Origin of the sequence: Microvirga soli (genome assembly GCF_016734765.1) — a bacterium.
Taxonomy (GTDB): Bacteria; Pseudomonadota; Alphaproteobacteria; order Rhizobiales; family Beijerinckiaceae; genus Microvirga; species Microvirga soli.
Window position 1 is genome coordinate 98,052 of sequence record NZ_JAERQE010000015.1, and the last position, 19,273, is coordinate 117,324.

A 19,273-nucleotide genomic window follows, 5' to 3' on the forward strand; every position below is an offset into this window, starting at 1 on the left:
ATGATCGAAGTATGAAGGAAGGTCCCGTCATCGCATCTGTTGCCGCGCTCCTGGGTGATCCGGCCCGCGCCAACATCCTCACCGCCCTCATGGACGGGCGGGCGCTCACCGTCAGCGAGTTGGCGGAGGCGGCCGGCGTTACGCTCCAGACGGCGAGCGGGCACTTGGCCAAGCTCGATGCGGCCAATCTGCTGACAGCCGAAAAGCAGGGACGCCATCGCTATTTCCGGCTGTCCGGCCCCGACGTCGCCCAGGTGCTGGAGGCCCTGATGGGCCTTGCCCAGCGCACAGGCGCCACCCGGGTGCGCACCGGCCCCAGGGATGCGGCGCTGCGATCCGCCCGGATCTGTTACGACCATCTCGCCGGCGAGCGCGGCGTCGCCCTGCTGAAAGCGGCGCGGCAGCAGGGCCTCATCGATGGCGACAGGGACTTGGCTCTCACGACCAAGGGCCGCGCCTTCTTTGCCGATTTCGGCATCGATCTGGCAGCCCTCGAAAAAGGCCGCCGTCCCGTCTGCCGCGCCTGCCTCGATTGGAGCGAGCGCCACAGCCATCTCGGCGGCGCGCTCGGCGCCGCTCTCCTGTCCCGCATGATCGACCGGGGCTGGATGCGGCGGGACACCGGACGCGTGCTCACCTTCACCTGTGAGGGCGTGGAGGGTTTCGAGGCAGCCTTTGCGCCACCGGGAGAAGGCGCTTCGCAGGCGGCCTGAACCTCAGGCGAGCTTGTAGGACTCGACCTCCTCGAACCCATGAGACCGGTAGAGCCGCAACGCACCGGACGGATTATCCGAATGGACCTTCAGATCGATGAAGGCCGCCCCCCTCTGCCGGAAGGCGTGGAGCACCTGATGCAGCAGCGCTGAGCCCAGGCCCTGTCGGCGCATGACTGGAGCAACGGCGAGATCCTTCACGAAGCCGCTCGTCCAGCATTGCGCTACGCCGGCGATTTCATCGTGCTGATCAGCAGCGAGGAAGACCAGGGCCGGATCGTAGTCCGCATCATCCCGCAGGCTCGGCCACCAGACCGCGAAGGGCTCGACGTAGCCGCCACCGCGTGAATAGGCCTGCACGAGCAGCGCATGGACCGTTTGTGCATGCCGGTCGGGATCGAACGAAATCAGCCGAATGCCAGCGGGCCAGGCAGGCTCAGGCGCGGGATCGGTCAGGGGACGTCGCATGCGAATGACGAGGCGTTCGGTCGTTGGTTCTGTCATGGGGTTTGTCTATTCTCCGGACCGCAGGGCTGCGGCGGCGCCTACGGTGCCGACCACCGCGGCGATCAGCGACAGAGCGACGAGCACCAGGAACGGTGTAGCGAACGGGATGGTCCCACCGACCGCCGCATTGGCGGCCGAGACCCCGAAGATCAGGGTCGGGATCATGAAGGGCAGCACCAGAATCGCCAGGATCAGCCCGCCGCGCCGCAGCGACGATGTGAGCGCCGCCCCGACCGCCCCGATGAAGGTGAGCGCGGGCGTGCCCACCAGGAGGGTCGCCACCATGGCGAGCATGGCCTCGGGCGAGAGCGCCACGAGAAAGCCTAAGAACGGCGCCGCGAGGGCGAGCGGCAGGCCAGTCACGAGCCAATAGGCGATGACCTTGGCCAGCACCACGATCTCCATCGGCGTGTGCGACAGGCGCAGCAGGTCGAGGGACCCATCCTCCTGGTCGGCCTGGAACAGCCGGTCGAGACCGATGAGCGTGGCGAGCAGGGCCGCGATCCAGAGGATCGCCGGACCGATGCGCGAAAGCAGGTTCAAATCGGGCCCGAGCGCGAAGGGGATCAGCGTCACGATCATCAGGAAGAAGATGAGCCCCATGACGCCCGAGCCGCCTACGCGGGCGGCGAGCTTGAGGTCGCGGACGAGGAGGGCATTGAAGGATTTCAGCATTAGCCCTCTCCCGCAGAGGGGGGAGGGATTTTGGTGCGCTCGAGCTGGATCTCCTTGGCGTCCTTGAGAAACAGCGGTGAATGAGTCGAAGCCGCGATCATGCCGCCGTTTTCCCGGTGGCGTTCGAGAATCAGGCGCAGGGTTTCCTGCGAGGCCGTATCGAGGGCCGATGTCGGCTCATCCAGAAGCCAGAAGGGCCGATGCGCCACGAGCAGCCGGGCCAGCGCCACCCGGCGGCGCTGGCCGGCCGAGAGATAGGCCACCGGCAGACGGGCGGCATGGGCGAGGCCCACCGCCTCCAGTGCCTCGCGGGGTTTCAGGGCCGGGTTTCCGAGGAAATCGCGGGCGAAGGTGAGATTTTCCTCTGCCGTCAGCGCCGCCTTGAGAGCATCGCGATGGCCCACATAGTGCAGGCACTCGGCCAGGGTTCGCTCGCCGGCCTCGTCCAGCAGAATCGCTCCGCCCGCAGGGTGCAGGCGCCCGGCTAGGATGTCGAGGAGAGAGGACTTGCCGGCCCCGTTGCGGCCGGTGATCACCAGGGCCTCGCCCGCTGAGAGCGTGAAGGAGACGCCCTCGAAGATGCGCCGCTCCCCCCGCTCGCAGGCCAAATTGTTAACACTCAGACGCAAACCCGGTACCCCTGCCCTCTTTGCACCCCAGAACCGTTCTAAACCGTGTAGCGGGATGGTTGGAAATGATCTATAGCACCCGTGGCTGCGCCGCGCGCCAAGGCGTCCAATCCGCCTCGCGCGCTTACTCCCCTGTCCGGGCACCCCCGGAGCGGCGCGCGCTTATCGCGCTTTCGGCCGAACACATGTTCGTAACCCAAATGCACGCGAGGATTCGCCGTGACGCTCAACAACAGCTTCAATGCCCGCCAGACCCTCCAGGTCGGTGACAAGACCTACACCTATTACTCCCTCGTCGAGGCCGAGAAGAACGGCCTCAAGGGCGCCTCGAAGCTGCCCTTCTCCATGAAGGTGCTGCTCGAGAATCTGCTGCGCTACGAGGACGGCCGCACGGTCACCAAGGCCGATATCGAGGCCGTGGCCGCCTGGCTCGACAACAAGGGCAAGGCCGAGAAGGAAATCGCCTACCGCCCCGCCCGCGTCCTGATGCAGGACTTCACCGGCGTTCCGGCCGTGGTGGATCTCGCCGCCATGCGCGACGCTATGAAGAACCTCGGCGGCGACCCGCGCAAGATCAACCCGCTCGTGCCCGTCGACCTCGTGATCGACCACTCGGTGATCGTGGACGAGTTCGGCACGCCCAAGGCCTTCGACCGCAACGTGGAGCTGGAATACCAGCGCAACGGCGAGCGCTACCGCTTCCTCAAGTGGGGCCAGACCGCGTTCGAGAACTTCTCCGTCGTGCCCCCGGGCACCGGCATCTGCCACCAGGTGAACCTGGAGTTCCTGTCCCAGACCGTCTGGACCCGCAAGGACACGGCGACCGGCGAGGAAACCGCCTATCCCGACACCCTGGTCGGCACCGATTCGCACACCACCATGGTCAACGGCCTTGCCGTTCTCGGCTGGGGCGTCGGCGGCATCGAGGCGGAGGCCGCCATGCTCGGCCAGCCGGTCTCCATGCTCATCCCCGAGGTGATCGGCTTCAAGCTCACCGGCAAGCTCCGTGAGGGCGTGACCGCCACCGACCTCGTGCTCACCGTCACCCAGATGCTGCGCAAGAAGGGCGTGGTCGGCAAGTTCGTGGAATTCTACGGCCCCGGCCTCACCGACATGTCGGTGGCCGACCGCTCCACCATCGGCAACATGGCTCCCGAATACGGCGCCACCTGCGGGTTCTTCCCGATCGACGTCAAGACCATCGACTACCTGCGCACCACCAGCCGCACGGACGAGCGCGTGGCTCTCGTCGAAGCCTATGCCAAGGCGCAGGGCATGTGGCTCACCCCGGACATGGCCGACCCGGTGTTCACCGACACCCTTGAGCTCGACCTCGGCGACGTGGTTCCCTCGCTCGCCGGCCCCAAGCGCCCGCAGGACCGCGTGACCCTCGACACCGCCAAGCCCTCCTTCGAGGGCGCGATGGAAACCGAGTTCCGCAAGGCCGCCGAGATCGGCAAGCGCGTGAAGGTGGACGAGGCGAACTTCGACATCGGCCACGGCGACGTGGTGATCGCGGCGATCACCTCGTGCACCAACACCTCGAACCCGAGCGTGATGATCGGCGCAGGCCTTCTCGCCCGCAACGCCGTCGCCAAGGGTCTCACGTCCAAGCCGTGGGTGAAGACCTCGCTGGCGCCCGGATCGCAGATCGTCGAGGAATACTTCAAGAAGGCGGGCCTTCAGGGCGACCTGGACAAGCTCGGCTTCAACATCGTCGGCTTCGGCTGCACCACCTGCATCGGCAACTCGGGCCCGCTGCCGGAGAACATCTCGAAGGCGATCAACGACAACGACCTCGTGGCCGTGTCGGTGCTCTCCGGCAACCGCAACTTCGAGGGCCGCGTGAACCCGGACGTGCGCGCGAACTACCTCGCGTCGCCTCCGCTCGTTGTCGCTTACGCGCTCGCCGGCTCCATGCTGATCGATCTGGCGAAGGATCCGCTTGGGCTGGGCTCGGACGGAAAGCCGGTATATTTGAAGGACATCTGGCCTTCGTCCGCGGAGGTGCAGGACTTCATCGACCGCACGATCACGAGCGAGCTGTTCAAGAGCCGCTACGCCGACGTGTTCTCGGGCGATGCCAACTGGAAGAAGGTCACCTTCGAGCCGGGCCTCACTTATGAGTGGGACATGGGTTCCACCTATGTGCAGAACCCGCCCTATTTCGAAGGCATGACCAAGGAGCCGAAGCCCGTTGAGGACATCCTGAACGCGCGGATTCTCGGCCTCTTCCAGGACTCGATCACCACCGACCACATCTCGCCCGCAGGCAACATTCGCGCAGCGTCGCCTGCCGGTGAATACCTGCAGTCGCATCAGGTGCGGGTGGCCGACTTCAACCAGTATGGCACCCGTCGCGGCAACCACGAGGTGATGATGCGCGGCACCTTCGCCAATATCCGCATCAAGAACCAGATGGTTCGGGACGAAAGCGGACACGTGGTCGAGGGCGGCTACACCATCCATCACCCGTCGGGCGAGCGGATGTTCATCTACGACGCCGCCATGCGCTACAAGGCCGAGGGCGTTCCGCTCATCGTCCTCGCGGGCAAGGAATACGGCACCGGCTCGTCCCGCGACTGGGCGGCCAAGGGCACGAACCTGCTCGGCGTGCGTGCCGTGGTCGCCGAGAGCTTCGAGCGCATCCACCGCTCGAACCTCGTCGGCATGGGCGTGGCCCCCTTCGTGTTCGAGCAGGGCACGTCCTGGGAGACGCTGGGGCTGAAGGGTGACGAGACCATCACCATCAAGGGCCTGGCCGGCGACCTGAAGCCGCGCATGCGCATGGAAATGGAAGTCACCTCCGCCGACGGCTCGGTGAAGCGCGTTCCCGTGCTCTGCCGCATCGATACGCTGGAGGAAGTCGAGTACTTCCGCAACGGCGGCATCCTGCACTACGTCCTGCGCCAGCTTGCGGCCTAAGGCCTGCAGAATAAGAACGCCCGCTCCTTCGCGTGAGGAGCGGGCGCTGACGAACATGAGGGGCGCTTCAGCGATGGGGCGCCCTGTTTTTCGTTGGCTCAGATGACGAAGTAGTTGTAGTCGGTGTTTTTAGCCTTGCTCGTGAGCGCGGAGATCTTGATCTCTACAATTTGCTGCTCAACGCACGCCTGATCTGGTTGAGGGCTCGCGCGGCTGGTCGTAAAAGCTGAAGAGTTCGGGCAACTAGGGATTGTCCGGTCGCAAGTTGCACATAGGCATTCGCCAGACGATACGCACGTGATGTACCAAGCGTCTTCTGTGCTTTCTGAAGCGCTCTTAGCTGCGCCCTGGTAGACGCCAGCTTCACATTGAGTCGTTGTGCATTATCCTTCAAATGTTGGGATGAAGCTCTGAGACGCTCTATGTCTCCCATCAGACGTTCCTGCTCTTCCGCATAAGCTTTGATTGTTGGTTCCTGCTGCAGAAGACGCATCTCGAGAGCGGCTCGTTCGAGAGAGGCAATCCGCCGGATCTCACGAGCCCGTTCCTCGGCAAGCTGCGCGAGCGTCTTGTAGTACTCGATCTCAGAATTTTCCGGCTGCATTCGTGGAACATCGGATCTCTTATGCATACTGGAAATGCCTTTGTTCAAATTCGAATAGCTCAGCCACACGCTTCGTATGCGATTTTGGAGAATGATGTTCTTCGACGAATGCTCTCGCCTTAGATCCGAGTCTCGTGATCAGATCGGGGTCACCTGCGAACCTCATTAGCGCCTGAACGTATGACTCTGCCATGGTTTCATCATCTGGCAGAGATGGTAATAGGATTCCTGTTTCACCGTCGATGACGATCTCTGAAATGCCGCCGACATCGGGTGCCACGACAGCAAGGCCGTAGCTCATGGCCTCAAGAATTACATTCGGTATCCCGTCCTCCAAGCTCGTAGAGAGGAAGATTGAATACTTCGACAGCGGGAGTGCTTCGAAGCCTTCGTAAAGATCATGACACCGAAGATTCGACAGCCCCTCCAAGTGGGTGCGCTCAAACTCGTTGAAGACGGATTCACGGAACATATCAATGCTGGCAGCGGGTATAAGGCTTTCAAGTTTGGTAGCTACCAAGGGAACGATCGACGGCCTTTTCTCAACATTGAGATGGGAGGCCCAAAGGATGCGGCTGTGTGCATCACTGTCTCTGGCGGGCAAAATGGACGGCATCTCAACCGGTGCATGAAGACACTGCCATTTATGGCTTTGCACGCCAAGCCGGTGATGGTCCTTCCTGATTGTCGTGTTGCTGTCACAGACGATCTTTGAAAGGTAATCGATGTTATCGGCGATGAGTCCGATCTGAGAGGCGACGATTGTCGCATGACCGCTCTCCACACGTTCTACATCGGCAAAGCGATAGTAGACGCATTCCCGCTCTTGTAGGACGATACCGTAGAGCGACAGCAGGCGATCTGCAAAAGCGGACTGCAGCATGTGAATGCGCGTGTCGGGACAAGATACTTCGACGATCTTCAAAGCAAGTACGCACCGCTGATCGATCGAAAGCGAGGGGCAATGCAAAGCCATATCGACAATGGCAGCATTGGGCGGCAGACGATGCAGCCACTGCACTCCCTTGAACTCCTCACCGAGTAGAACGAGGAAGTTCTTGAACGGATCAAGCCTGTACATCGCCTCTATCAATGACAGGATGTACTTCTCTCTACTGCCTCGTGAAAGGAATGGAATGATGAAGATGTCGCTGAAGGGCTTATCCTGGAGGATATCGCACAAAGTGTAGTAGGCGGTGCCAAGTGGAGGAACTCCTCTGTGGTTTCCCATAACAGGAACGCCTCGATACCTCTCCAAGTAAACAGCTGGTTCTATAGCATTGGCGAACTGGATCTTGGTTTGTATATGCTTATTATTCAAGATGTCTGTTTGTGTTGTGTAAGACTCTTTGGATACAGGACCTTCTGCAAAAAAGCGCTCATAATAAGGTCTTGAAATCTCAAGATAGTTCGGAGGTTTGAACAGGTGTGTCGGTGGGATCTGACGGATCGAGAGAGCATCCGCGGATTTCAAGAGACTCCCGGGCCTCTGACGATAGAACAAAATCGTATCTTCGACTGTATGAACGTTGAGCCCAGCGCCAACGGCCTCAGCATTGAAGTGCCAATCTTCGTAAGCATAGCCTTTTGAAAGTCGAACATCTTTATATTGGATTCTGCGAAAGATTGCCCGATGGGCACAAACGCGAGAGATGTAGGGCTGCATATCGACGAATGTCATCGGACTGACTTCATCAAGGCCGGAACACCGACAGATGCCAGCGCTTTCTCCAAAGACGAATACATATCTTGGAAAGTAGAGCGCCTCGGGACCGAGCCTCTCTGCCGCTTGATAGATATCGTAGAAGTAATTGTCGGAGACCAGATCGTCGGCATCTGCGGTAAATATATATTCACCACGCGCTCGCTCGATGCCGGCATTGCGGGAAAGGCCGAGCGCGCCATGGTCAACGTCGATGATCTGCACATCCTGGTAGCTGCCAAGGTTGAAAGAGAATAAGACCTCACGGGTGGCCTCGTCGGTTAGATCCAGCACAGCCACCAGCTCCAGAGCCAGACCCTTTGATCTCGCAAACCGTACCGCCTCGTCGAGAGACAGGAGCGTGCGCCGCAAGAAGACAGCTTCGCGATGAATGTTTAGGATGACCGAAGCATGAAAGTGATTGTCGACCATCGATCCGGCTCTGATATCCAGTTCCGCTAATGGCGGAGCACTATGCAATGTTCTTAAATGTCATTTTGAGCCGTAACACAATTTTATAGCGTGTCTATACTCTGTTTCTCCAATAGAGCGAGTTTGTCGTCGGCCCGGAAGGCAGCGAACACTAACTGCATATATTCCTGGACAACCTAGGGGTTGCCAAGCCAAGGGTGCCACTCAGTTTATTGCAGCGTTTCAGTCCGTCCCGAAGGACACGGTTTCGCCTAAAAGGCTACGCTTTCCTTGAGCCGGCTGCCGGGTTGTTAAGGCCCCATTAACCCTTTCACGCGGAAACTGAATTCATTGCTTCTCTTACCCGTTTTGCCAAAGCCATGAGCGACCTTCTCGTCAGTATCCGTCATGCGAAGCCCGACGATGCGGCTTTTCTGTCGAAGGTGTTCGATGCCGCTTGGCGAGAGGCGTATTCCGGCATCATTCCGGGCGTGACCCTTGAGAAGATGTTCTCCCGGCGCAGCGAGCATTGGTGGCGCTCCACCGTGTCCCGCGGGCGTCCCCTGGTGGTGCTCGATCTCGGAAAAGGCGCCGTAGGCTATGCTTCCTATGGCCGCTGCCGCGACCGGTCGCTGCCGGCGAACGGCGAGATCGACGAGCTCTACCTCCTGCCGGAATACCAGGGCATCGGCTTCGGGCGGCGCCTGTTCAAGGCGGTGCGCAACGACCTGCGGCACCGGGAGCTCGACAAAACCGTGGTCTGGGCCCTGGAGGACAACACCCGCGCCTGTGACTTTTACGAAGGCATGGGCGGGCAGAGCGTCGCCCGCGTCGAGGAGCGCATCGGCGGTACGCCGCTGGCCAAGGTGGCCTATCTCTTCCGCTGACGCTGGCTTGCCTCGGGCAGGGCCCCGGTCCGGCCAAAACCTCAAAAAATTCAACCTCCGGTCCTTGTTGCCGGAGCCTGCTCCGGCTAGTGAAGCGTCCAAGCTTCCGGGGCGGCCGTCCGACAATCGGGCTCAAACCGCTCCAAGTCCAGCTTCTGCCGCATTTTCACCGGTGTCACGGCGTCCCCTTTCCGCATGGGATGCCTCGCCTTTGAGGATGCTCAGGCTTTGTTCCGGAGAACAGCTCTATGCGCCTTGACGCGTTAAAGATTGGAAAGAACCCGCCGGACGACGTGAACGTCGTCATCGAAGTGCCGATCGGCGGCGAGCCCATCAAGTACGAGATGGACAAGGAATCGGGCGCCCTGGTGGTGGACCGCTTCCTCTATACCGCCATGCGGTATCCCGGAAATTACGGCTTCATCCCCCATACCCTGTCGGGCGACGGCGACCCCTGCGACGTACTGGTGGCCAACACCCGCGCCATCGCGCCCGGCGCCGTCATCAATGTGCGCCCCGTGGGCGTTCTGGTGATGGAGGACGACGGCGGCCAGGACGAGAAGATCATCGCGGTCCCGTCGAGCAAGCTGACCCAGCGCTATGACCGGGTGGCGAACTACACGGACCTGCCCGAGATCACCATCAAGCAGATCGAGCACTTTTTCGAGCACTACAAGGATCTTGAGCCCGGCAAATGGGCCAAGATCATCCGCTGGGGCGACGCCCAGGAGGCCCGCCGCCTGATCGTCGAGGCGATTGAGCGCGCCAAGAAGTAAGGCTCGTACCACCCCTGAAATGATGAAGGCCAAGCATGTGCCTGGCCTTTTTCTTGTCACTCCGCCGGAATCGGGGTCCTCGTGCCGGCGCTGCGGTACTCCGCCCAGGCCTGACGCAGGATCTGCACCGCCGATGACAGGAACAGGCCGGCCATGAGGCCCGCGACGATTAGGTCCGGCCAGGCGCTGGCCGTCCACCAGACGGCGCCCGCCGCCCCGGTGACGACCACGTTGCCGATGGCGTCGTTGCGCGAGCACAGCCAGACCGAGCGCACATTGGCGTCGCCGTCCTTGTAGCGCATCACCAGGAGCACGCTGGCGACGTTTGCCGCCAGCGCCAGGATCCCGACGCCGCCCATGATCTCAGCCCGTGGCAGGCCGAGGACCAGCACATGGTAGAGGGTCGAGCCCAGCACCCAAGCGCCCATCAGCGACAGGCTCACCCCCTTGAACAGGGCAGCGGTCGCGCGGGTGCGCAGGGACGCGCCGATCACCGCGAGGCTCAGGCCGTAGGTGACCGTGTCGCCGAGAAAGTCGAGGGCATCGGCCTGAAGGGCCTGCGAGCGGGCCAGGTGGCCGGCCACGACCTCGGTCATGAACATCGCGGCATTGATGGCGATCACAGTCCAGAGCACCCGCTTGTAGCGCGGATCGACCCCGTCGAAGACCGGTACGCCGCCGTGGCAGCCGCAGGCCTCCTCCGCGTGAGTATGGGCTTTCGCCGGAAGAGCCTCGTGAACATGGTGCTCATGGGACGAACAGCACGACCCGTGCTCATGCGTGTGACCTTGGCTCATCCGAATCTCCTTTTCGTCCTCGGATGCGACCTGTACAATCTCTAGCGACTAGAGGTTCAAGAGGAAAAATCATGGATCTGTCGATTGGCGACCTGTCGCGCCGGGTTGCCGTGAAGGTGCCGACCATCCGCTATTACGAGCAGATTGGTCTCCTACCCGCCCCGCCGCGCACAGAGGGGCGCCAGCGCCGCTATGGCGCCGAGGACGTCTCGCGCCTCAGCTTCATCCGCCATGCGCGGGATCTTGGCTTCGAGGTGGATGCCATCCGCGAGCTTTTGAGCCTGAGTGCCCGCCCCGATCAGCCCTGCGAGCCGGCGGACCGGATCGTGCTGCGGCATCTGGAGAGCGTGGAGCGCCGCATCGCGCAGCTCACCCTCCTGCGCTCCGAGCTGCGGCACATGCTGGACGATTGCCGCCATGGCCCGGTGCGGGAATGCCGGATCATCCAGGTGCTGGCCGACCATGACGAATGCCGGCATGAGCATGGGAAGGTGAGTTAGAGCGCCTCGCCCCTGAGCAGCCGCGGCGGCTCCTGGCCGGTCAAACCTGCCGCCTCGCGGATGAAGAAGCGTTTGAGGCCCGGCATGCGGTCGACGAGGCCGAGGCCCAGATCGCGGATCAGGCGCACGGGCAGCACGTCGTTGGAGAACAGCCGGTTGAGGCCATCCGTCACCACGCCCATGGCGGTGATGTCGGTGCGGCGCGCTCGCTCATAACCGTCGAGCACATCGGCCGCGCCCGGATCCATGCCAAGGCGCATGGCGTCCGTGACGATCTCAGCGAGCGCCGCTGCGTCGTGCAGGCCGAGATTGAGCCCCTGGCCGGCGATGGGATGAATCACATGGGCGGCATCGCCGAGCAGCGCGAGGCGCTCGGCCACGAAGCTCCGCGCCACGCCGAACGATAGGGGAAAGGCCTGCGGCTTCGTCTTGAAGGAGAGCCGCCCGAGTTGCAGGCCGAAGCGGCGCTCCAGTTCGACGAGCAGGTCTTCGGGATGGGATTCCAGCAGGGCTGGCACGTTCTCGGCGCGCTCGGTCCAGACGATGGAGGAGCGGTGCTGCAGGGTGCCGTCGTCCTGAGGCTCAGGCTTCAGCGGCAGGATCGCGAAGGGGCCGGAGGGGAGGAAATGCTCCACCGCCCTGCCCTCGTGGTCGCGCTCATGGGCGATGGTGGCGACGATGCCGGATTGCCGGTAGGGCCAGGAGATCCAGCCGATGCCTGCCTGTTCGCGCAGGCGCGAGCGCCCGCCATCGGCGGCGACCAGCAGGGCGGCGGACAGAACCTCGCCATCGGTCAAGGTCACGTCGGTGCGGGCGCCCTGGACGGCGAAGCCCTTCACGCCCTCGGGCCGCAGGCCGACGCCGGCCGTGCGGCAGGCATCGAGCAGCGTCGCCGTCAGGTCGCCGGCCGTGACCATGTGGGCGAAGGGCTCGTTGCCGTCCACCTCGCCCGCGAAGGTCAGGAAGGTGGGGCGCACCGGATCCTGCAACCGGCTGTCGGTGATCACCATGTCGAGGATGGGCTGGGCGCGTTCCGCCACCTGATCCCACACGCCCAGCGCCGTCAGCATCCGGCGCGCTGCCGCCGCGATGGCATAGGAGCGCTTGTCCTCGTGCGGGTCGCGCTTGAGCGCCGGATCGCACATGACCACGTCGATGCCCTCAGCGAGCGCGGTCTTGAGCGCCAGTGCGAGAGACAACCCGGCGAGCCCGCCGCCCGCGATGACGATGCGCGGTGTTGCCGAGCCTGTTGCTGCGCTCATCGCTTCATCTCCCTGCCTCATACGTTATAGGTGGGTGTCAGCCAATCATTCGCCAGCGTCAAGCTTGACGTGTCGAGGCCGCTCCCCGATGGATGATCTCTCGCGATCACAGGATTTTTGAGGCCCATGTCCCGCGCCGTCACCGATCTTCTCTCCATCCTCGACCTCGAACAGATCGAGGTGAACCTGTTTCGCGGGCAAAGCCCCAAGAGCGGCTGGCAGCGGGTGTTCGGCGGACAGGTGATCGGGCAGGCGCTGGTGGCGGCGACCCGCACGGTGGAGGGGCGCCATCCCCATTCGCTGCATTGCTATTTCATGCTGCCCGGCGATCCCAAGGTTCCGATCATCTATGAGGTCGACCGGATCCGCGACGGCAAGAGCTTCACCACCCGCCGGGTGCTGGCGATCCAGCACGGACAGGCGATCTTCTCCATGTCGGCCTCCTTCCATCTGGAGGAGGACGGCTTCGCCCATCAGGCCGAGATGCCGAAAGTGCCGGGGCCGGACGAACTCCCCAGCGAGGAGGAGGTGAAGGGCGGGTTGATCCTCAAGATGCCGGAGCCCATGCGCACCTATTACGAGCGCGAGCGCCCGCTGGAGATCCGGCCCGTGGAGCTCAACCGCTACATGTCGCGCGATCCGGGCGAGCCGCGCTTCCATGTCTGGATCAAGACCACCGGCCGCCTGCCGGACGATCCGGCGATCCATCAGAGCGTGCTCGCCTATGCGTCCGACATGACCCTGCTGGACACCTCCCTGATCCCCCATGGCCGGACGGTGTTCGAGCCCGAGATCCAGCCGGCGAGCCTCGACCACGCTATGTGGTTCCACCGGCCCTTCCGGGCCGACGAATGGCTGCTCTATGCGCAGGATACGCCCAACGCCGGCGGCGCCCGCGGCCTGTCGCGCGGCCTCATCTTCAGGCAGGACGGCACGTTGATCGCATCCGTCGCCCAGGAAGGCCTTATCCGCGAACGGCGTCGCTAATCTAATTAAAATTGCGACGCTCCCAGCTCTCCTCCCCCTTGTGGGGAGGAGTTGGAGGTGGGGGTGCCGGCGCCACACCTTCATAGGCTATCGCTCACACCCCCACCCCGGTCGCTATGCGACCACCCCTCCCCACAAGGGGGAGGGAAATAGCGCCCGCCCCAATCCAGCTTGTCGGGCTCTGATTTCATCTGCTTAAAAATAGGTCAAACAGGCCATTTTCCAGCCAAATCTCTGCTGCCTCGAAAAGAGGCAGCGGCCTCTCGCCATGGCCGCTAAGGCTTGGCACGCTTCTTGCATAAAGCCCCGCGACACCCGTCCCTGAGGTCGGGTTCACGCTGAAACCGTTGTCCGGGATTGCCGGGCCAACGCAAAAGGGGGCCTACCCATGAAAATTGTGATGGCGGTCATCAAGCCGTTCAAGCTCGAGGAAGTGCGCGACGCGCTCACCGGCCTCGGCGTGCACGGCCTCACCGTGACCGAGGTGAAGGGATACGGGCGGCAGAAGGGCCACACGGAAATCTATCGCGGCGCTGAATACGCCGTGAGCTTCCTGCCGAAGCTGAAGATCGAAGTAGCTGTGCCGAGCGAGCTCGTCGACCCGGTGATCGAGGCGATCACGGCGTCCGCGCGCACGGGCCAGATCGGTGACGGCAAGATCTTCGTCACCTCGCTCGAAAAGGCGGTTCGCATCCGCACCGGCGAGACCGACGGCGACGCCCTTTAATCCTCTTTTTGCTGATTTTTCGAGGTTTCATCCGATGACCTTCCGTCCTCTTCTCCTGCCGGCGCTCGGTGCGCTGGGTATAAGTCTCCTGGCGCTCGATCCTGCCCTGGCGCAGGACGCTGCGGCAGCCACTCCGACCGTCAACAAGGGCGACACCGCCTGGATGCTCGTCTCGACGATCCTGGTGATCCTCATGACGATTCCCGGCCTCGCCCTGTTCTATGGCGGCCTCGTGCGCACCAAGAACATGCTCTCCGTGCTGATGCAGGTTTTCGCAGTGTTCTCCCTCGTGGGCATCCTGTGGGTCACCTACGGCTATTCGCTTGCCTTCACGTCCGGCGGCGAAGGCATGCTCGGTGCCATCATCGGCGGCTTCTCCAAGGCGTTCCTCGCTGGCGTGACCACGGATTCGACTGCCGATACCTTCACCAAGGGCGTGGCGATTCCGGAATTCACCTTCATCGCCTTCCAGCTCACCTTTGCGGCCATCACCCCGGCGCTGATCGTCGGCGCCTTCGCCGAACGCATCAAGTTCTCGGCCGTGATGCTGTTCACCGGCCTGTGGCTGACCTTCGTGTACCTGCCCGTCGCCCACATGGTGTGGTTCTCGGAGGGCTATCTCTTCGGCCTCGGCGCGCTCGACTTCGCGGGCGGCACCGTCGTTCACATCAACTCGGGCGTGGCTGGCCTCATCGGCGCCCTGCTCATCGGCAAGCGCATCGGCTACGGCCGCGACCTGCTCGCCCCGCACTCGCTGACGCTCACCTTCGTTGGCGCCTGCCTGCTGTGGGTCGGCTGGTTCGCCTTTAACGCCGGCTCCAACCTGGAAGCCACGGGCGGCGCGGCGCTGGCGCTTCTCAACACCATCGTGGCGCCGTGCGCCGCCGGTCTCGCATGGATGACCGTTGAGGCACTGCACAAGGGCAAGGCCTCACTGCTCGGCATCGCGTCTAGCGCAGTCGCAGGGCTTGTCGCCATCACGCCGGCCGCGGGCCTTGCCGGTCCGATGGGCTCCATCGTGCTCGGCCTCGTGGCCGGGGCGGTCTGCTACTACGCGGTCACGGGGGTGAAGAACGCGCTCGGCTATGACGATGCGCTGGACGTGTTCGGCATCCACGGCGTCGGCGGCATCATCGGGGCCATCGGCACCGGCATCGTGGCGGCTCCCTCGCTGGGCGGCTACGGCATCGGCGAGTACAGCATCGGCAGTCAGCTGGTGACCCAGGTCATCGCCGTGGTGGTGACCCTGGTCTGGACCGGCATCGGCTCGCTGATCCTCTTCAAGATCGTCGATGCCATCGTGGGCCTGCGCGTCACCCAGGACCAGGAGCGCGAAGGCCTCGACCTCGCCGACCACGGCGAGCGCGCCTATAACTACTAAAGCCCATCCGCATCGCCTCGAGCGATGCGGCAACGAAGCCTTCCAGAGGCACAAACGGAAAAGCCCCGGTCACACGCCGGGGCTTTTTTATGGTCATCCGAGAAACGGCATCCCGGACGGAGCGCAGCGAAGATCCGGGATCGCGAAGACCAGTCGAGCACTGTCATTCCGGGGCCGCGCAGCGGAGCCCGGAATCCATAACCACGACAGCACTTCAGCTTGCACCGTCAGCGGGTATGGATTCCCGCCTTCGCGGGAATGACAGTGTTGAGCTACCGGCGCCATACTCGTCTTGCGATCCCGGGTTCTGCTCCGCAGCCCCGGGATGACGCCGATCACGTTTCACCCGTTCTTGATCAACTGCCGCAGCTTCGCGCGCCGGGTCTCCTCTGGCTCCTGGAAGTTGGACGTGCCGTAGAACTCGCCCTTGCTGTCCATGAGGAACAGGGTCGCCGAATGGTCCATGGTGTAGCCGCCGTCGGTGGGCACCTTGCGGTAATAGATCTTGTAGGTGCGCGCTGCTGCGGCGATCTCCTCCTCCGTGCCGGTGAGGCCGACGATGCGCGGATCGAAGGACTCAAGATACGTCTTCATCAGCTCCGGGGTGTCGCGCTCCGGATCGACCGTGATGAAGGCGGCCTGCAGGTTCGACGCGTCTTTGCCCAGCGCCGCCATGTCCTGCGCGAGGTCGTAGAGCGTGGTCGGGCACACCTCCGGGCAATGGGTGAAGCCGAAGAACACCACGAAGGGTTTTCCTTTCAGGTTCTCTTCCGTGAACGGCTTGCCTTCATGGCTGGTGAGCCGGAACGGCCCGCCGATCGGCACCTTGCCGGCGCTTTGCTGCGACCCGGACGGAAAGAGCAGCAGGCCCGCCGTGACGACGAGCACCAGGAGTCCCGTCGTGAAGACGAGGAACGGCACGAGAAGGCGTTTCATGTTCATCGCTGTGCCCTCCTTAGTGCTTGTGCTCGGCGGGAGCAGCCCCGCCCATGCCGCGCACGGTATATTCCACCTCGACCGGGCCGGCCTTCTCGAAGGTCAGGATCCCTTTCACGGTCTGGCCCTCCTTCAACGGCTCCTTCAGGTCCATGAACATGAGATGGAGCCCACCCGGCTTCAGCTCGACGGTGGCGCCGGGCTTGATCTCGAGCCCGCCCTCTACGGCCTTCATGCGCATGACATCGCCCTCGAGCCGCATCTCATGCACCTCGACCTTCGAGGCGACGGGGAGCGAGCCGCCGGTGAGGCGGTCGGGCACTGTTCCGGTGTTGGTGATGCGAAGATACCCGCCGCCCACCTTGGCACCGCCTGGGGTGGCGCGCGACCAGGGCTGCTCGAGGGTCAGGGATCCGGCCTTCACCGTCGCGGGCGCCGACGCCCCTTGCGCGGCCACGATCCTCACGCCGGGCGCGGGAGCGTTCAGGCTGTGCGGATCCTGGCCCTCGGCGGGCACCTGCGCCCATTCCTCGACCATTCCGTCGCATTCCTGCACCACGGGGAAGAACACCGTCGCGCCCGGCTGGTACGCATCGGTGAAGCGGGCCTGGAACACGAACTCGTCGTAATGCCCGTCGTCGAGGGAGCCGGTCCAGACGATGTCGGTCACACCCTCGGACACGGCCTCGCCATGAACCTGATAGGCCTTCACGTAAGAGCCCTTGGTGGTCTCCAGTTTCCAGCCGGCCTTGGGCATGGGTTTCACGGCGACGATCCCCTCCGGGATCCGCACGCGCAGCTTCAGGGTCGGCTTGCCCGCGCAGCCATGCGGGATACGCAAGGTGGCCTTGTAGGTGGAATTGGGCGTCGCCTGGCCGTTCTCGAAACTGACATGGGCGAGAGCGGGAGAGGAAACGGCGATGAGCGCGGCAGCAAGCGCGCCGAGGCGGGACAAAGTCATGAAAAGAAGTCCTTGCAGAATGGGAAGCGAAAGCGGCGATCAGCCGAGGCGCGGCGGTGCGCGCGATCCCAGGGGCAGGACGTTGGAGGTGAGGCGTAGCTGCGGCTGGTCCGCGCTACGGGCGCTTGCGACAGCAAGAGGCGCAACCCGGTCGAGGATGGTGGCCACCGGAACCGGCCCTGCCGGCCCCGAGCCGTGGCAGCTCAAGGTGCAGCAGAGAGTCCCGTGATCTTTCGCGGGCGAATGATCGGGCGCGGAGGAGCCGTCCTGGAGGCAGATGATCCCCACCGTCTCGGTGGCAGCAGCGGCATGGACGGCGCCGCTCGCGGACAGCAGCAGGGCCTGCAGGACGAACGCATAGGCCATCACCGCCGCGATGGCGGCGCGCGTCCAGCCCTGTGCCGAGGTCCTGCGTCTCATGGCCGGGACACTGGTCTTTTGGAGTTCGGACGTCAACCGTACAAAAGGCCACCGTCGAATTGCACGGCGCGGGACGGCCGGAGCCACTTTTCCCCACCCGATGCACTTACGGTTAAAGGACCCTTAACCCGGCCGCGCTAGCATCCAGGCAATACTGTCTCGTCCTGTGGTTTTTTAGAGTGGTTTGATGCGCGCGGCCCGCCGTTCTTCTTCCGCCTACGATGGCCTCTTCAGCGCCTTGAGAGCCTTTCTGGCCCGTCGGGCCCAGGAGCTGACGGGCCTGTGCCTGATCGCCTTCGCGGGCGCGGTCGCCGTAGCTCTCGCCACCTGGTCGGTGGATGATCCGAGCCTCAACAACGCCACCGACCTGCCCGTGCGCAACCTCATCGGCTGGCCCGGCGCCATCGTGGCCGATCTGTTCATGCAGCTCCTCGGACTCGGCGCCATCGCGGCCGTGCTGCCCTTGGCGTTATGGGGATGGCGGCTCATGAAATCGGGCGCGCTCGGCCGCCTGCAGCTGCGCCTCGCCCTCTGGGTGATCGGCGCGGGCGCCGCGACGGCGCTGGCGAGCGCCCTGCCCCCGACCCAGAGCTGGCCCCTGCCCACGGGGCTCGGCGGTGTGGTCGGCGATGCGATCCTGGCCGGCGCCAAGGCCATCACGGGATTGTCCAATGGCTCGGCCAGCGCGGTGCTTGGCTTCTTGTTCGCGGGCATCGCCATCCTGACCCTCTCGGCCGCCTGCGGCCTTGGCCCGGCGGACGAGAAGCATCGCGAGGAGCCGGAGGAGATCGACGATCCCGTGCCGGTCCGGCGTCGCAAGATCCAGGATTGGGACGAGGCCGAGGAGATCGGCCACGACGAGCCCGGCTGGGGCATCGTGTCCCTTGGGGCTCTGGCCCACGGAGCTATGAGCCTGCGCGCCGCCGCCCGACGCTGGCGGGACGGCCGCAACGCGGCCTCCGACGATGAGTATGAGGACGCGCCTGCGCCCGCAAAGCGCTCCGGCCGTCAGCCCGCTGTCCGCCGTGAGCCCGTCCTCGATGGCGCACCGCCACGCCCGCGACCGGCGCCCGCAGCCGTTCCGATGCACGACGACGAGGCCCCCTGGGACGAGGACGATGCTCCCCAGGCGCACCCGGCCGCCCGACCCGAACCTGCCCCGACCCGGGTCGCGCCGGCCCATACGGCGCCGAAGCCCGGCAAGCGCATGGCGCGCGAGGCACAGCCCTCGCTGCTGGACGAGGAGAACTACCAGCTGCCGCAGCTCGGCCTGCTTGCCGAGCCCAAGCGCCCTGCCGGTCCCACGATCTCGGCCGATGCCCTGGAGCAGAATGCCGCGCTGCTTGAAAGCACCCTGGAGGATTTCGGCGTCCGCGGCGCCATCTCCAAGGTCAATCCCGGCCCCGTGGTCACGTTGTATGAGCTTGAGCCTGCGCCTGGGACGAAGTCGTCTCGGGTGATCTCATTGGCTGA

Annotated in this window: 19 protein-coding genes; 9 read left to right on the forward strand and 10 right to left on the reverse strand. The window is 63.9% G+C overall.

The features are described from left to right. Positions 1-11: 11 nt before the first annotated feature. Positions 12-713, forward strand: a complete 702-nt coding sequence (locus JKL45_RS14835) for an ArsR/SmtB family transcription factor (protein WP_201862145.1) — start codon at positions 12-14, stop codon at positions 711-713. A gap of 3 nt (positions 714-716) precedes the next feature. Here the strand turns inward: JKL45_RS14835 and JKL45_RS14840 are convergent, their stop codons facing one another. From JKL45_RS14840 to ccmA, 3 genes are read right to left on the reverse strand one after another with little or no spacing between them, the layout of a single operon-like run. Beyond that, positions 717-1,217, reverse strand: coding sequence for a GNAT family N-acetyltransferase (locus JKL45_RS14840; protein ID WP_201862146.1), 501 nt, complete (start codon positions 1,215-1,217; stop codon positions 717-719). 9 nt (positions 1,218-1,226) lie between these two features. Continuing rightward, entirely contained in the window at positions 1,227-1,895 is a 669-nt protein-coding gene (ccmB, locus tag JKL45_RS14845; RefSeq protein WP_201862148.1) for a heme exporter protein CcmB, read from the reverse strand. Next, entirely contained in the window at positions 1,895-2,524 is a 630-nt protein-coding gene (ccmA, locus tag JKL45_RS14850; RefSeq protein ID WP_201862150.1) for a heme ABC exporter ATP-binding protein CcmA, read from the reverse strand. The genes ccmB and ccmA overlap by 1 nt, the downstream gene beginning before the upstream one ends. Before the next feature lie 219 nt (positions 2,525-2,743). Here ccmA and acnA point away from each other — a divergent pair, with 219 nt between their 5' ends. Next, the gene (gene acnA, locus JKL45_RS14855) at positions 2,744-5,449 is read left to right on the forward strand and encodes an aconitate hydratase AcnA (RefSeq protein WP_201862151.1); all 2,706 of its coding nucleotides are present in this window, start codon (positions 2,744-2,746) and stop codon (positions 5,447-5,449) included. A gap of 163 nt (positions 5,450-5,612) precedes the next feature. Here acnA and JKL45_RS14860 read toward each other — a convergent pair whose 3' ends face one another. Both JKL45_RS14860 and JKL45_RS14865 read right to left on the reverse strand, forming a co-directional pair. Then, on the reverse strand, positions 5,613-6,053 hold the full coding sequence (locus JKL45_RS14860) for a hypothetical protein (protein WP_201862152.1): 441 nt from the start codon (positions 6,051-6,053) through the stop codon (positions 5,613-5,615). A 19-nt stretch (positions 6,054-6,072) separates the two neighbouring features. Further along, positions 6,073-8,187: a glycosyltransferase gene (locus JKL45_RS14865; RefSeq protein ID WP_201862153.1), complete on the reverse strand. Its 2,115-nt coding sequence runs from the start codon at positions 8,185-8,187 to the stop codon at positions 6,073-6,075. A 359-nt stretch (positions 8,188-8,546) separates the two neighbouring features. Here JKL45_RS14865 and JKL45_RS14870 point away from each other — a divergent pair, with 359 nt between their 5' ends. Together JKL45_RS14870 and ppa are read left to right on the forward strand one after the other, a co-directional pair. Next, positions 8,547-9,053: a GNAT family N-acetyltransferase gene (locus JKL45_RS14870; protein WP_201862155.1), complete on the forward strand. Its 507-nt coding sequence runs from the start codon at positions 8,547-8,549 to the stop codon at positions 9,051-9,053. Between the two features lie 248 nt (positions 9,054-9,301). Further along, positions 9,302-9,829 (forward strand): inorganic diphosphatase, encoded by a 528-nt coding sequence (ppa, locus tag JKL45_RS14875; RefSeq protein WP_201862156.1) that lies wholly within the window; start codon positions 9,302-9,304, stop codon positions 9,827-9,829. A gap of 56 nt (positions 9,830-9,885) precedes the next feature. Here ppa and JKL45_RS14880 read toward each other — a convergent pair whose 3' ends face one another. Continuing rightward, the gene (locus JKL45_RS14880; protein WP_201862159.1) at positions 9,886-10,626 is read right to left on the reverse strand and encodes a cation efflux transmembrane domain-containing protein; all 741 of its coding nucleotides are present in this window, start codon (positions 10,624-10,626) and stop codon (positions 9,886-9,888) included. A gap of 71 nt (positions 10,627-10,697) precedes the next feature. On the opposite strand from JKL45_RS14880, the gene JKL45_RS14885 reads away from it, so the two are divergent. Further along, on the forward strand, positions 10,698-11,126 hold the full coding sequence (locus JKL45_RS14885) for a MerR family transcriptional regulator (protein ID WP_201862161.1): 429 nt from the start codon (positions 10,698-10,700) through the stop codon (positions 11,124-11,126). Here JKL45_RS14885 and JKL45_RS14890 read toward each other — a convergent pair. Beyond that, positions 11,123-12,388: a ubiquinone biosynthesis hydroxylase gene (locus JKL45_RS14890; RefSeq protein ID WP_201862163.1), complete on the reverse strand. Its 1,266-nt coding sequence runs from the start codon at positions 12,386-12,388 to the stop codon at positions 11,123-11,125. The two genes, JKL45_RS14885 and JKL45_RS14890, sit on opposite strands and share 4 nt — an antisense overlap. A gap of 126 nt (positions 12,389-12,514) precedes the next feature. On the opposite strand from JKL45_RS14890, the gene tesB reads away from it, so the two are divergent. The 3 genes from tesB to JKL45_RS14905 all read left to right on the forward strand — a co-directional run bounded on the left by tesB (position 12,515) and on the right by JKL45_RS14905 (position 15,483). Further along, the gene (gene tesB, locus JKL45_RS14895; RefSeq protein WP_201862165.1) at positions 12,515-13,375 is read left to right on the forward strand and encodes an acyl-CoA thioesterase II; all 861 of its coding nucleotides are present in this window, start codon (positions 12,515-12,517) and stop codon (positions 13,373-13,375) included. Between the two features lie 388 nt (positions 13,376-13,763). Continuing rightward, on the forward strand, positions 13,764-14,102 hold the full coding sequence (locus JKL45_RS14900) for a P-II family nitrogen regulator (RefSeq protein WP_201862167.1): 339 nt from the start codon (positions 13,764-13,766) through the stop codon (positions 14,100-14,102). A 34-nt stretch (positions 14,103-14,136) separates the two neighbouring features. Continuing rightward, on the forward strand, positions 14,137-15,483 hold the full coding sequence (locus JKL45_RS14905; RefSeq protein ID WP_201862169.1) for an ammonium transporter: 1,347 nt from the start codon (positions 14,137-14,139) through the stop codon (positions 15,481-15,483). A 342-nt stretch (positions 15,484-15,825) separates the two neighbouring features. On the opposite strand, the gene JKL45_RS14910 is transcribed toward JKL45_RS14905, so the two are convergent. Genes JKL45_RS14910 through JKL45_RS14920 form a run of 3 tightly spaced genes read right to left on the reverse strand, consistent with a single transcriptional unit; the run spans position 15,826 to position 17,800 of the window. Then, complete coding sequence (locus JKL45_RS14910; RefSeq protein ID WP_201862170.1) at positions 15,826-16,425, reverse strand: SCO family protein; 600 nt, start codon at positions 16,423-16,425, stop codon at positions 15,826-15,828. 13 nt (positions 16,426-16,438) lie between these two features. Further along, positions 16,439-17,380: a DUF1775 domain-containing protein gene (locus tag JKL45_RS14915; RefSeq protein ID WP_201862171.1), complete on the reverse strand. Its 942-nt coding sequence runs from the start codon at positions 17,378-17,380 to the stop codon at positions 16,439-16,441. A 39-nt stretch (positions 17,381-17,419) separates the two neighbouring features. Beyond that, a complete protein-coding gene (locus JKL45_RS14920; protein WP_201862172.1) occupies positions 17,420-17,800 on the reverse strand; it encodes a hypothetical protein in 381 nt (126 codons plus the stop codon). A gap of 187 nt (positions 17,801-17,987) precedes the next feature. Here JKL45_RS14920 and JKL45_RS14925 point away from each other — a divergent pair. Continuing rightward, a partial coding sequence (locus tag JKL45_RS14925; RefSeq protein WP_201862178.1) for a DNA translocase FtsK 4TM domain-containing protein occupies positions 17,988-19,273 on the forward strand: 1,286 nt, incomplete at its 3' end.

Coding starts and splice junctions, on each gene's coding strand:
- JKL45_RS14905 (WP_201862169.1), top strand. CDS start 14,137: ATGACCTTCCGTCCTCTTCTCCTGCCGGCGCTCGGTGCGCTGGGTATA.
- JKL45_RS14835 (WP_201862145.1), top strand. CDS start 12: ATGAAGGAAGGTCCCGTCATCGCATCTGTTGCCGCGCTCCTGGGTGAT.
- tesB (WP_201862165.1), top strand. CDS start 12,515: ATGTCCCGCGCCGTCACCGATCTTCTCTCCATCCTCGACCTCGAACAG.
- JKL45_RS14860 (WP_201862152.1), bottom strand. CDS start 6,053: ATGCAGCCGGAAAATTCTGAGATCGAGTACTACAAGACGCTCGCGCAG.
- JKL45_RS14890 (WP_201862163.1), bottom strand. CDS start 12,388: ATGAGCGCAGCAACAGGCTCGGCAACACCGCGCATCGTCATCGCGGGC.
- JKL45_RS14840 (WP_201862146.1), bottom strand. CDS start 1,217: ATGACAGAACCAACGACCGAACGCCTCGTCATTCGCATGCGACGTCCC.
- JKL45_RS14900 (WP_201862167.1), top strand. CDS start 13,764: ATGAAAATTGTGATGGCGGTCATCAAGCCGTTCAAGCTCGAGGAAGTG.
- JKL45_RS14880 (WP_201862159.1), bottom strand. CDS start 10,626: ATGAGCCAAGGTCACACGCATGAGCACGGGTCGTGCTGTTCGTCCCAT.
- ccmB (WP_201862148.1), bottom strand. CDS start 1,895: ATGCTGAAATCCTTCAATGCCCTCCTCGTCCGCGACCTCAAGCTCGCC.
- JKL45_RS14870 (WP_201862155.1), top strand. CDS start 8,547: ATGAGCGACCTTCTCGTCAGTATCCGTCATGCGAAGCCCGACGATGCG.
- JKL45_RS14885 (WP_201862161.1), top strand. CDS start 10,698: ATGGATCTGTCGATTGGCGACCTGTCGCGCCGGGTTGCCGTGAAGGTG.
- JKL45_RS14920 (WP_201862172.1), bottom strand. CDS start 17,800: ATGAGACGCAGGACCTCGGCACAGGGCTGGACGCGCGCCGCCATCGCG.
- JKL45_RS14910 (WP_201862170.1), bottom strand. CDS start 16,425: ATGAACATGAAACGCCTTCTCGTGCCGTTCCTCGTCTTCACGACGGGA.
- JKL45_RS14865 (WP_201862153.1), bottom strand. CDS start 8,187: ATGGTCGACAATCACTTTCATGCTTCGGTCATCCTAAACATTCATCGC.
- ppa (WP_201862156.1), top strand. CDS start 9,302: ATGCGCCTTGACGCGTTAAAGATTGGAAAGAACCCGCCGGACGACGTG.
- JKL45_RS14915 (WP_201862171.1), bottom strand. CDS start 17,380: ATGACTTTGTCCCGCCTCGGCGCGCTTGCTGCCGCGCTCATCGCCGTT.